Origin of the sequence: Parapedobacter sp. ISTM3 (assembly GCF_016533505.1) — a bacterium.
Lineage (GTDB): Bacteria > Bacteroidota > Bacteroidia > Sphingobacteriales > Sphingobacteriaceae > Parapedobacter > Parapedobacter luteus.
The window spans coordinates 23423-35881 of sequence record NZ_JAENGN010000021.1 but is presented as its reverse complement, the minus strand read 5'-3'; the positions used below and the strand labels follow the sequence as shown (position 1 = coordinate 35881).

At 51.3% G+C, this 12459-nt stretch carries 11 protein-coding genes; 3 read left to right on the top strand and 8 right to left on the bottom strand.

Translation table 11 applies throughout. The features are described from left to right. Window positions 1-12: 12 nt before the first annotated feature. From JHJ32_RS20540 to JHJ32_RS20530, 3 genes are all read right to left on the bottom strand, one after another. Window positions 13-1374: a hypothetical protein gene (locus JHJ32_RS20540; protein ID WP_200122246.1), complete on the bottom strand. Its 1362-nt coding sequence runs from the start codon at window positions 1372-1374 to the stop codon at window positions 13-15. A gap of 199 nt (window positions 1375-1573) precedes the next feature. Continuing rightward, window positions 1574-3547, bottom strand: coding sequence for a M56 family metallopeptidase (locus tag JHJ32_RS20535; protein ID WP_200122245.1), 1974 nt, complete (start codon window positions 3545-3547; stop codon window positions 1574-1576). A 5-nt stretch (window positions 3548-3552) separates the two neighbouring features. Next, window positions 3553-3924 (bottom strand): BlaI/MecI/CopY family transcriptional regulator, encoded by a 372-nt coding sequence (locus JHJ32_RS20530; protein ID WP_079717853.1) that lies wholly within the window; start codon window positions 3922-3924, stop codon window positions 3553-3555. A gap of 179 nt (window positions 3925-4103) precedes the next feature. Here JHJ32_RS20530 and JHJ32_RS20525 point away from each other — a divergent pair, with 179 nt between their 5' ends. After that, window positions 4104-6491, top strand: a complete 2388-nt coding sequence (locus JHJ32_RS20525; protein WP_200122244.1) for an FtsX-like permease family protein — start codon at window positions 4104-4106, stop codon at window positions 6489-6491. A gap of 91 nt (window positions 6492-6582) precedes the next feature. Then, window positions 6583-7368, top strand: coding sequence for a sulfite exporter TauE/SafE family protein (locus JHJ32_RS20520; protein ID WP_200122243.1), 786 nt, complete (start codon window positions 6583-6585; stop codon window positions 7366-7368). Here JHJ32_RS20520 and JHJ32_RS20515 read toward each other — a convergent pair. Continuing rightward, on the bottom strand, window positions 7343-8287 hold the full coding sequence (locus tag JHJ32_RS20515) for a LysR family transcriptional regulator (protein WP_200122242.1): 945 nt from the start codon (window positions 8285-8287) through the stop codon (window positions 7343-7345). The genes JHJ32_RS20520 and JHJ32_RS20515 overlap by 26 nt on opposite strands. A gap of 201 nt (window positions 8288-8488) precedes the next feature. Between JHJ32_RS20515 and JHJ32_RS20510 the strand changes: the two genes are divergently transcribed. Continuing rightward, window positions 8489-8974: a glutathione peroxidase gene (locus tag JHJ32_RS20510; RefSeq protein ID WP_200122241.1), complete on the top strand. Its 486-nt coding sequence runs from the start codon at window positions 8489-8491 to the stop codon at window positions 8972-8974. A 4-nt stretch (window positions 8975-8978) separates the two neighbouring features. Here JHJ32_RS20510 and JHJ32_RS20505 read toward each other — a convergent pair whose 3' ends face one another. The 4 genes from JHJ32_RS20505 to JHJ32_RS20490 all read right to left on the bottom strand — a co-directional run bounded on the left by JHJ32_RS20505 (window position 8979) and on the right by JHJ32_RS20490 (window position 12413). Then, window positions 8979-10391, bottom strand: coding sequence for a S9 family peptidase (locus JHJ32_RS20505; RefSeq protein WP_200122240.1), 1413 nt, complete (start codon window positions 10389-10391; stop codon window positions 8979-8981). Between the two features lie 5 nt (window positions 10392-10396). Continuing rightward, complete coding sequence (locus tag JHJ32_RS20500; protein WP_200122239.1) at window positions 10397-10981, bottom strand: hypothetical protein; 585 nt, start codon at window positions 10979-10981, stop codon at window positions 10397-10399. A gap of 10 nt (window positions 10982-10991) precedes the next feature. Continuing rightward, window positions 10992-11279, bottom strand: a complete 288-nt coding sequence (locus JHJ32_RS20495) for a DUF2089 family protein (protein WP_079717860.1) — start codon at window positions 11277-11279, stop codon at window positions 10992-10994. Window positions 11280-11366: 87 nt separating this feature from the next. Continuing rightward, window positions 11367-12413 (bottom strand): LacI family DNA-binding transcriptional regulator, encoded by a 1047-nt coding sequence (locus JHJ32_RS20490; RefSeq protein WP_200122238.1) that lies wholly within the window; start codon window positions 12411-12413, stop codon window positions 11367-11369. Between the last annotated feature and the right edge of the window lie 46 nt (window positions 12414-12459).

Here is a 12459-nt window from a genome sequence, read left to right as displayed (position 1 = left end):
CGCATCATTTTTTTAATCATCGCATAATTCTTTTCCCTTCAACAGGTTTCCATCTGCTCCTCTGCCCATGTATTTTGCAGATGCCTGTACGATATCGCTTTTCGAATAAGTTGTTCCGCCAATATCGAAAGAAGTCACACTGGCATAAGCACCCGTATAGGTCAATCCGCTCCAAGCCAATGAAAACGCATCGAACTGGGATATACCAAATAAGCCCTGTAAATAACTTGCCATAGGGGCTACATATTTTGTGGCCATAGTCTGGTGTTGATTGGTCTGTGCCCCACTGATAAGGTCAGCCTTTGCGAGATACGCGTGCAGTACCTCATGAATAAAGATGGCGACGGCTCCCTCCTGCGACACATCCTGCATATAAGTCTCATGAAGGATAATTGTCGCACTAAACTTAGTGGGAATACCGCCCACGGTTGTTAGGTCTTGATTGATCGCCTCTCCCGGCTTACCGCTTGGTGTGACGCCGTCCACTACATTGATTTCAACACTTTTGTCACCGTCCAACTCACGGATAATGTCGGTGATTAAACCCATTACTGGCTCTGATCGATCCAAAGCTTTATTTATGGTCTGTCCTAAGCATGGATCATCAATCTCATTGTTGATGTCCCAACTTTCAGTAGGTGGTGGCGGTGGTGGCGGACTGTTTACAGGAGGCCCACCCCCAGGCGGATCGTATTCTTCAGGGACGGGGCCTTGGCCATTATCGTTATCCTCTATATAGACCGTTATGCAGGTACTGCCAGACACATGGTACAATTTGCATATCCCGTTTACGCAACCGTATACCGTCTTGTCATAACAAAACGTTTCCCAACCCATCTGTTTGCGGATGCTTTCCCGTACATTTTTCTGTAAAGGCATTCCATCATACAAGTGCACATAACCGGTTGTCCCCTCAAACCAGTCGTTGATCAGTACCGTGCCTGTGAAACCGGCCACCGGTTCACCTCCGTCCTCGGGAACATATGTAAGCAGTGAAAAAGACCATGGCTTGCCCGCACACTTCATCGCGCGCAGTTGGGGCGTCAGTGCCGCCTGAGCATCTCCATCGCCGTTGACGATAAAAAAATTCTCCTGCGGGACAACGGGCACAAAGATGATTGTGGTATCTCCCCTTTGCCTCACTTTTGCGGCATCCCACAGGGGCAAGGCCCCCTTTTTATACCTGTAGCTCACACCCATGGTGTCTATCGGCTGTGGGTGTCCTTTTCTGTCGAAAAAGCCCCTTGCATCGACTACAGGATCGGTATCCGAGGAAATATTTGGGGTTTCATCCTTATTGCAGGCGAAAGCCAATACAATGAGCGCCCAACACAACATGTTTTTCCAGTTCAGAGCGGAGTGATTCTTTTCCATAATTATCCATCGTGGTTAGTTGATATGGGCAGTATGTTCACAAGCAAAATCGCATTTTCTTCGCAAAACGCCAAAAATTTTTCGGGAATAACGAGAATTTTTACGTAAATCCGCAAAAACAGGGGAAGATCACACATTGTCGGCAAGATGCTATGGCCGAGTTGACCAATCCGACGAGGAGTTTAAGGGATGAGTAAGCCTACCGGCTATCCAAACGAACCCAAGGTTTGACACTACCGTCGATGTACGGTTCTTGAAATTGCTTAAGCGCCTTTAGGTACCGCTGCATTTGCTCCTCGCTGACAACTGCATAGTGCTGTTGCAGGGCATCCAACGCTTCTTGGTTTAGTGCTTCGTACTGTTGCATCACCCTTCTTTGTTCCAAGAGTTGTTCTACATGGTGTTTCTTTCCTGTAAGGGTCATGGAAGGCCACACGAGCGTGGTATCATCACCCCTTGATGCTTTCTTCCATTCTTCCATCTTGCTTTTCCACTCCGGTGAACTCAGGTATGTCCTGACAGAATCCAGGTAGCGCTGCGTAATCCGGTCCTGCTGGATAATCATATCGCGCCATTCCGTAATATTCGCTTTATTGTCTTCCAGTTGTTGCTTCAATCGCTCCCTTGCCTTTTTTCCCTCCGAAGAATTGAAAAATGCGCTTAGCGAATCTGCATGCGCTTTCAGTTTATCCTTCCATGCAGACGAGTCAAAATAAGCGCGGATGGAATCCGTTTGCCTACGGATGACATCCGTATTTTGTGCGATGGCACTAAATTTTTCCTTCCATTCTTTTGACTCGAAAAGCTTGTTCAGCGAATCGATATGCCGCTGTACCTGCGCAGTTATTTTGTCCCGTTCTTCCTTCGACAACCGCATTCTATCCATTTTCTCTTTCCAAGCGGATGAGCTGTACATAATGCGGAGGGAGTCGGCTAAGTAACGACGGTGATCTACTTCCTCTTTTAGGCTGTCAGGAAGGTCTTCATATTCGTCGAAGATCAGCGTATCGCTATCTTTACCAATGAACGTGATGTACGGTTCTTTACCCGCGGGCACCGTATCACTTGCTACCGACCGGAACGTCACTGCCTTTGCCGAATCCGCTGGAAAGCCGGTCTGCTCACCAATGGTAGCGCGTAGTAAATCAGTCGTTTCAATTGGCGCCGCATCCCTTATAAAAGGTTTCACCCAGGCAAGCGACGCGATGCAACCAAGTATCAAGGTCAGGATAGCCAGTTTGTGCTTGGCGTTCAAATAATTTTTTTCCATGTTGGTCATTCGTTGGATACGGTGTAACAATTGTTTTTTCTTATCGATGGCCTGCATAGCCAGGCTGTGGCGTGGCAGCTGCCGTTGCTCTTCCAACCACAGGAGCGTCCGTGCGTATTGCACAGGCCGCCCCATGAACCCCACCACCACATCATCGCAGGCGTTTTCCCTTTCTACCTCCAGCATCCTGCCGATAAGCCACACAAAGGGGTTGAAGAACAGCAATGTTTCCGTTAGGGTTTTGACAAGGTTCACGAAATAATCACTCCGTTTGATGTGTGCCAGCTCGTGGATAAGTACCGCCTCCACCTGATCCATGCGCATACCCGTATAAAGCGCCATGGGAAATAAAATGATGGGTTTTAGATGCCCGATGACCATGGGGAGGTCTACCAGCGTGGAAAGATGGAACGCGATAGGCCTGTGGAGCCCGAGTTGTTGTTTTGTACTGGCAAACAGCGTTTTCCACGAATCAGGCACTTCCAGCAACCCTTGCTTCCGGATGACATGCAATTTCCGGAAGCCGTTGACGACCAATACCGATTGTAAAAACACACCGAGGATATAAAACGCGGCAACCACAGGAAAATAACGCTCCATATGTGATTGTATAGACACCGAGCTGTCGTAATCAATCAATTGGAGCAGGGCAATATCGCTGCCTGTGACCGTTATGGGCTGGCTGGACAAGATGCGATTAATCAAATCGTAAAAAAACGTTAGGCAAAAAAACGTCAACAATACCGACAGTGCCGCCGCCAGCAGTGACGCCTTTGTCTTGGCCCGCCAGTTGCTTAGCTGGAATACCAGCATCAACAAACCGTAAAGGACAGCCCCCACCCAAAGCGAATGAAAGATCGCCCACCCCAGCCCGTTAAAAATCAATGGTGCAAAATTTTCCATGACCGTTACTTTTCTAAATTATCGAGGTACTTTTTTATTTCCGCTATTTCTTCCGCACTAGCCGTATTGTTGCCCAATGCATGCATAACCAACCGCGCAGCCGATCCATTGAACACATTAGCAATCATCCTGTCAAGCAAATGTTGCTGCGTCGATTCCCGGCTCACATTGGCGCTATAGATATGCGTCCTTGCTGAACTATCCCTGTTTACCAGTCCCTTCTCGTGCATGATCTGCATCATCTTCAACGTGGTTGTATAACCCACATCTTTGTTTTTTACCAAAATTTCATGAACCTCCCGCACGCTGGCTTCACCTTTCTCCCATAAAATCTGTAAAATTTCCAACTCGCTTTCCGTTGGTTTTATATGCGCCATATTTTATATACGATTTATTTCGTATTTCAAAAGTACGAAGTTATTCGTAATATCAAAATATTTTTAATGTTTTTTGTTTCTGGCAGCGTGGCACGTTCTGTTTAGTGCTCCCTGCACGGTGAAGGCCAGCGCTTGTTTGGCGAAGATTGTTATCTTTGGGTGAAGAAAAGTGATTACCGATGGCCAGCATGCTAACGATCCACATCAAAACTGCACTTCGAAGCCTCAAACGGCGTAAATATTACACGGCCATCCACATCGTTGGTTTAGGTTTGGCCATTGCGTGCGGCCTGTTTATCTACCGGTACATCAGCTACCACCTGAGCTATGACACGCACCACCAACACGCCAACACCACGTACCGCATTGTGTACGATCTCCACCTTGAAAAAACCGAGCACTATGGCGGGGTATCCTACGCCATCTACCAAACACTGAAAAACGACATCGCGGGGATCGACCATGCCGCGTATGCCATGGTCAACCAAGATTTTACCCTTCGCGTCGGCGACCGGATTTTCGGCTCTGACAAGAAAGGTGCATTCGCTTCGTCCGATTGGTTTGCGCTATTTGACTATCATTGGCTCGCTGGTAGTTCCGCCGGTCTCGACCAGCCACAAACCGTAGCGCTCACGGCATCCGCTGCCAAGCGGCTCTTTGGCACCGTTGATCCCATGGGAAAGACCATCCATGTGGAAAATAACGTTCCTTTGCAAGTGGTGGGTATCATTGACGACCGGCCTTCCAATACCAGCCTGAAAAGCGACTATTACATCTCCTTGCCGTCCTTAAAAACGGTTATTCCGGGAATGGACGACCAGTTTTTCACATTCTGGGGTTACCTGAATAGTCCCAATCAAGTATACGTAAGTTTAGCGGGCGGCACGCCTCCTTCGCACATCGAAGACCGACTGCAAATGCTGACCAACGAAGCCTTCGGTCCAGCGGCTGGCCGTCAATTCCAATTCCGCTTGCAACCCTTATCGACCCTCCATTTCGACAGCCGCTATGGCGGCACCGTGCAACAATCCCTTTTGGCCACGTTGGGTATCATCGGCTTGGGCATCCTGATCATGGCGCTGCTTAACTACGTCAACCTCTCGCTGGCCCAGTATGCACGACGTAGTGCCGAAATTGGCACCCGGAAAGCCCTTGGCGGCAGCCATGGGCAACTGTTCGGCCAATTCATGGTGGAATCCCTCGGTACCGCAGCGCTTGCTACCCTTCTTGGCATCGGTTTGCTGCTTGCGGCCTTACCGTTGGCCAACAAACACCTTTTCGCCGCCGAACCATTGGCGCCTTTTCCTTGGTCGCAACTCATTCCTGTAGCAGCCGCAGCTTGGCTCGTTACGGGTTTGGCTGCCGGGCTATATCCAGCTTGGATAATCGGTCGGCTGAATATCCTTCATGCATTGAAACAACAGGTCGCCTTTGGCACCTCGGGCGGGCGGAAAACCATTGTCATCATCCAGAATACGCTCTCGCAATGCCTGCTCATGGCCACCCTTGTCATCATGCTACAGGTACATTACCTGCAATCCACCGATATCGGTTTTGATAGGGATTCGGTGCTGATGATAGCTTTGCCTAAAGGCACGAAAGACCCCAGCCCATGGAAAACCTATCTCGATGCGCAGCCCGCTGTGCTATCCTACAGCTTTTGTTTCCGCTCGCCGGCCAACCATGACCAGCGCGGCGGCACCTTGCGCTTCGACGACCGATCCGAATGGGAAACCTGGCCTGCCCGTTCCACTTTTGCCGACAGTGCCTACCTCCAGACTTTTGGCATAGATTTATTAGCCGGCCGCAACCTTCGGACGGATGCGGCCATGGCCGAATACCTTGTCAACGAAACCATGGTACGGCAATTAGGCCTCGAAGAACCAGCGGCGGTCGTCGGCAAGCCGCTCCTGTTTGGCGGAATGTACAGCGAAGCCCCCGGCGTCATTGTGGGCGTGGTACACGATTACAACACGCACTCATTGCACCAAACCATCGAGCCGACGGTTATCGGATACCACAAAGACCGTATACAGGCTATCGCCGTCAAGCTGGATAGCCGACAAATCGCCTCGTTTATCGATCACCTCGAACAGGAGTGGAAAGCCCGCTATCCTGCTGAATTGTTAGACTACCAATTCGTTGACGAACAGGTCGAGCAGTTGTATGCTGCGGAGTACGTCCAGCAGAAATTGATCTGGACCGCCTCGGCCATTGCGGTCATGATTGGCTGCCTGGGATTGCTGGGATTGGCATCGCTGAATATCGTTCAGCGCACGAAAGAAATCGGCATCCGCAAGGTGCTCGACGCTTCCGCCTCCAACATTGTACGTTTATTGTCTGCGGATTTTGTAACACTTGTTGGCGTTGCATTCCTCATTGCCACCCCCATCACATGGTGGTTGATGAACACCTGGTTGGATGATTTTGCCTACCGCATTACTATCCAATGGTGGGTGTTTGCGTTAGGCGGACTAATCGCCCTCACCATCGCAGTGGCTACTGTCGGTTTCCAAGCCATAAAAGCTGCATCGGCCAATCCTGCGGAAAGCCTGCGGGATGAATGACGCCATCGCTATAACAAGCGCTTATAGCCGATAACGAATCTCGAACACCGGGATATCCCGGGAGGTCATAGCTTTGCGGCAAATTTACCACATGATCGCTTACAGCTCGGCCTTGGTCATTGGCCTGATTATCGGCCTTACCGGAAGTGGTGGCGCTTTGCTCGCCATTCCGTCTTTTGTATACCTTTTCCATATCAATCCGCTGCTCGCGACCACCTACTCACTGTTTATGGTGAGCACCACGAGCTTTATCGGCGTAGCAAGCAAATGGAAGGCACGGTTGGTCGACTGGCGCATGGTATGTGCCTTCGGCCTGCCTTCCGTAGCATCGCTATACCTGACGCGGAAGTGGCTCCTTCCCCGGATACCCGACCCCGTCATCCATATCGGCGGTTTCCCCCTTGAAAAACCAATGGGTATCCTTTTGCTGTTTGCCACACTGATGCTCGGGGCAGGCATCTCCATGGTGCGCCGGAAACCGGCGGCAGGGGCAGCCAACCCCAAATCGCTTACAAAGACATGGCCACTATTTATCGCCGAAGGCATCATTATTGGTGCTTTGGGTGGTTTGGTCGGCAATGGAGGCGGCTTTCTCATTATCCCTGCGCTGATATTCCTGGGCAACCTATCCGTACAGCAAGCCATGGGCACCACGTTGTTCATTGTAGCGGTCAATACCTTCATCGGCTTTCTGGGCAGCCTGCCCAACCCCGCTATCGAGTGGCCATTCTTGCTGACTTTCACCGCCCTTGCCACGTTGGGCGCTTCGCTGGGATTGATGGCCTCAAGCAAGGTATCGGGTCCGCAGCTTCAAAAAGGCTTCGGGTGGCTGGTCATCGGCATGGCCGTTTTTATCCTGCTTCAGGAATTACATTGAGGCTACTGGACGACGGGCTGCCGGTCACGGTCTGCTGCTTGCAGAACCGGATAAACCGCTTGGTCAGCTCAAAATCATCACCTTTTCGCCTCACAAAGAAAAAATCGCGCTCAAACGTCAGCCCGGTAATAGTAAGTTCGACCAGCTCACCGCTGGCCAGTTCCTTCGCAACGGCCCTTTGCGGTACGAAACCGATGCACCTATCGGCCAACAGGTAGTTCTTAAGCGCCTCGGTGCCGCCCAACCGCACCTGCGTATTCAGATCTGAAATAGATACGCCCGCTTTATCCAGTTCCCGCTGTACCACCGCGAGGGTGCCGGAACCGTTTTCCCGCAGCGCAATGGGGGCCTTTACCAAATCATCCAAGGTAAATGTATCTTTCCGTGTTATCGGATTCAAGGGGGAGCAGACCACAATGATACGGTCGGAGGTAAAATAATCGTAGCTAAACGCACCTAGTTTATTGTCCACTTCGACAATGCCCAGATCTATCTCCTTATTCATCAGCGCATGGATGACATGCTCCATATTCCGGTTGACTACCCGGATGAATACCTTTTTAAACTCCTGCAAGAAACCGGACACCAAGGCCGGGATGATGTATAGCGAGACCGTCGTGCTGGCGCCGATCAAGAGGTTTCCCTTTGCCGCCTGTTCCGATTGCAAGGTGCTGATTTCGTAATCGATTTTCCGTTGGAGCTCCTGTGCTTCCGACAAGTAGCTGTAAACTTTTTCGCCTACCGATGTCAGTTGGATGCCATTGGCCGAACGCGCAAACAACGCGAATTTATATTGCTCTTCCAAAAGTTTGATGTGCCGGCTAACCGCAGGCTGGCTTATGAAGAGCAATTTCGCGGCCCTGGAAAAGCTGAGATGGGCGGCCACTTCCAAAAACACCCGGTGACTTGTGGATAACATAGCTATGAAATACTGGGGATAAAAATACAAAGTACTTAACAATAAATGCCATGCGGATGCACGACAATTTTCAGACCTGAGCTATTCACAGCATTTCCGGTTGTTGGCTTTCTGGCCTAGGGGCGTGATCGGAGTGAGCGTGCCAGCCAAAAAGCCAACAACTGGAAATAGAAATAAACGGATTTTCCGTACCTTAGCCTTATGGCAACGACGTTCCACGATTTATCCGCCAATACCCCACAGGGGAAAGCCATTCCGATGTCAACCTTCAAGGGTAAGGTGGTCTTAGTGGTCAACACGGCCACCCAATGTGGCCTGGCACCGCAATTTGAAGGTCTGGAAGCCCTGCATCAACGTTATAAAGACCGGGGCCTGGTCGTGCTGGGATTCCCCTGCAATCAGTTCATGGGGCAGGAGCCCGAAACCAATGACACCGTGGAGGAAACATGCAAAGTCAATCACGGGGTAACCTTCCAGCTGTTCGAGAAATGCGATGTCAATGGCAAAGACACCCATCCCGTGTTCAGGTACCTGAAAAGCCAGTTGGGCGGTTTGTTCGGCAGCCGTATCAAGTGGAATTTCACGAAGTTCGTTATCGACAAAGATGGCAGGCCCCGCAAGCGCTACGCACCCACCACCAAGCCGGAAGCCATCGAACCTGATATCTTGAAATGGCTGAATGCATGAAACATTATACTTGCGTTTTACGCACGTATTGATCGAGCCATTCCGCGATCGCCTGTAATACCGCCGGAGAGATGGTCTGATTGATGGTACCGTATTCCGAGGGAAGGCCGGTCCTGCTTTCCTGGAAAAGGTGGTTTAGGCCGGGAAGTACTTTGATGGTTATTTCGTCATTTCCCGCTGCTTGCAGTGCTGCCGCAATTCCTGCAAGGTTTTCCTGAGCAGCGACCTGTAAATCCTTGTCGCCATTCAAGGCCAACACCGGGCATGTCACGCGCGAGAGGTATTTTGCGGGGTCGAATCGCAGGAAATAGCGCATCCACGGGGTGTTGATCTGCGCTTTTTGCCGGTTGACAGCAGCAGTGGCTTCATCCGCGGTAATCGTGCTGTCGTTTATTGCTGCTTGTAATGAAGATGATAGGAACCCCTCAAGTTTACTGTCCAGCACGTCTGGGTTGTCTTCCCCAATCACCAGATCATAAAGCTGGCGGTTTAGCCGGGCATTCGCGCTAAGCTGAGCCGGCGAAAGCCCCGAAGCTGCGCCGATCATCCGGGTTTGCGTCATCAGGAGGCTATCCAAAGGGACCCCAGGCGATGCCAAAAGCACGAGAAAGGCGATATCGCTGCGCGTACCCGCCACCATGGCCGCGGCCATGCCGCCTTCGCTGTGGCCCAGCAAGCCAATACCACCTGGGTCAATGGCTGCTGCCGACCGGAGAAAATCGACTGCTGCCGAGGCGTCTGATGCAAAATCAGCGGTAGTTGCTGCCGCAAAATTACCCGTCGAAGCTCCCACCCCCCGGTCATCACAGCGCAGCACGGCATATCCGTGCCGCGTAAGGTAATCGGCGATCACCCAAAAGGGCTTGTGTCCGAATAGCTCCTCATCGCGGTTTTGCGCACCGCTGCCGCTGATAAGCACCACGGCCGGAAACGGCCCACCTCCTAATGGTCTCGTCAGCGTCCCCGCCAGGGTGATACCCGCATCTCGGTTGGACACGCTCACCTCTTCAATGTGATAAGGAAAAGGAGGCTGCGGCTCCTGTGGCCGTTCATCGGAGGTATCGCCCGCCCCGGCAGCCTGCTTCACCAGTTCGAGGGGCAGCTCCGCACCATTCTGGAATAAGGTGCCGGCGATTACCGTATCGGCTTTCAGCCTACCTTCATAACGAGCCCCGATAGCGGGTGCTTCCAGCTTCAGCACGGGGCTTGCAAAGGCGACCGATGCAACCGGAATACCTTTTGCACCCTGATCGGGGCTGTCCATCGTGGCCGTATAATCGTCTTCGGTATGTTTGATATGCAGCACCACGCGCAATTTGATCCCCGAGATATCCAGCGCTCCTTGCCAGGTACCGCTAATGTCCTGCGCCTGCAGCCTGGCTGCAAGGAAGAGAAAGAAAAGTATAAGTGTCCGCATAGGAATTAAATTTTGCTAACCAGTACAAGCATCATCTTTGAAATCACCTCACTCAGTACAATACACGCCCCGAAAATCCATTTATGCGCGGCCTTTTTACTGTTGGTGGCGGTCTTAAAGCCCTGAAACAGCCAAAAAACGAAAACGGCCATCGCCGATACGGCCGCCGCAAAAAAAGCAATGTTGGCCGCAATCGTACCCATTCCTACCGGAGTTCCTTCCATCGTGCCGGTCACCAACTGGTTGGCTGCGCCGTACATGTAACCGCCTATGTTTGCCAAGGGAAGGACATAGAATGGAATGCGTGCAACCAGCACTGCAGCCACTACGTCTATTAGCCGAGTTTTACCATTGATGGATAACCCGAAGAGATAGAGGGGCAGGGTAAGGCTCAGGATATTGATGCCATTGTCCAGCAGCGGCTGCCAGACCCTCAGTTGCTGCACGAAGTGGAGGTCCAGCACACCATCAAAACGGGCGTTGAATAACCACCCCAGTACCGAGCCGATTGCTGTGGCCGCCAACCCGACCACGACCAGCCGTTTTTCAGCGTAGTATGCAAAAGGGTTGACTAAAGCACGTTGTTGCATAGCATCATGTTTATTTTGTCTTTTGTTGCTGCTCCAGTTGCCTGATATGGGCTATCATATCATCCAATCGATTGCGAACCGTCGGGTAACTCTTGCCCGTCTGCGCAGACATTTCCTTGAGGCTGCCGCTGCTCAGGAAAAACTGAAGAACAAACTCCTGCTCCTCGGCGGTGAGCTGCATCAGCACCGGCAGCACGTAGTTTCCAGACACCCGGGTCTCGCAGTTGCCGCAGGTGAGTTCAGTAACCGTGAGGATACCCGAGCAACTTGGACAATGAACCGGAAATTTTAACTTCATAGCTTAAATTTATCAATGCAAAACTAAATAATATTAATACAACAATTAATATTATTGAATATTTTTTATTTACCAGTCGCTTTGACGTCAGGTTACTGCATTTTGCTCGGTGGTAGAGGCTATGCGGGAAGTGGATTCGCGGGGAATTAGCTTGCCCGGCAGGACAATTTCCCGCGGTTGGAAGTTATTTTTCCGGACAATGTGCTCCAACAGCAGCTCGCAGCTGATCTTGCCTACATCATAGGCGGGCTCGGCGACAGTGGATAGCGTAGGCGCGATGATGGAAGCCATCGGATCGTCCGTGAATCCGATGACCCCAATCGTGCGTCCAATGGCGATGCCATGCTTCTTAAGCGTAAGCATTGCACCGATTGCCTTCCGATCATTTACCGCGAAGATAGCATCCGGCAGCGATCCGGCAGCCAGGAGCATTTCCATATCCCGCTCACCATCGGCTTGGGAAAAGCCCGAGTGCACGATCAACAGGTCGTCCCGCTCCAGTCCGTGTTTCTCCAAAGCCGCAAGATATCCGGACAAGCGCTGTTGGGTAAACTCAAGATCAACGGGGCCCGCGATATGCGCGATTTGGCGATACCCCTGCTGGACGAGGTGTTCCACCGCTTCGAAAGCACCGTTATAGTCGTCCTGCCTCACTTTGGAAGCCTCAATCCGTTCCAACACCCGGTCGAAAAAAACAACCGGCGTACCTTGCGCCATAATCGTTTCCAAATAGCCCCTGGACATGGAATCGGAACATATGGATACCAAAAGGCCGTCTAAGTTTTGGGTGTTGAGATTCTTTAAAACATCTTCTTCCCGGTCGGGAGCATCGTTGGTCACATACAAAACAATGTTGTATCCCCTGGAGTAAGCAACCTCCTGGATTCCGGTAATGACCATCGAGAAGTAGTAGTTCGTGATGAAAGGCAAGATGATGCCGATGTTCCGCGTGCCACCTCCGGCCAGGCCGGCTGCTCCGAAATTAGGCTTGTAGTTGAGTTCTTTTGCGAGCCGAAGCACCTTTTCCCGTGTTTCCTGATTGACGTCGTACGCATCGCGCAACGCACGGGAAACCGTTGACACCGATATATTCAATAGACGGGCGATATCTTTGATCGTGATGTTTTCAGGCATATAAACGCGCTTATAACCGGAAAGCGAAGATACGCAAATAAGCTCC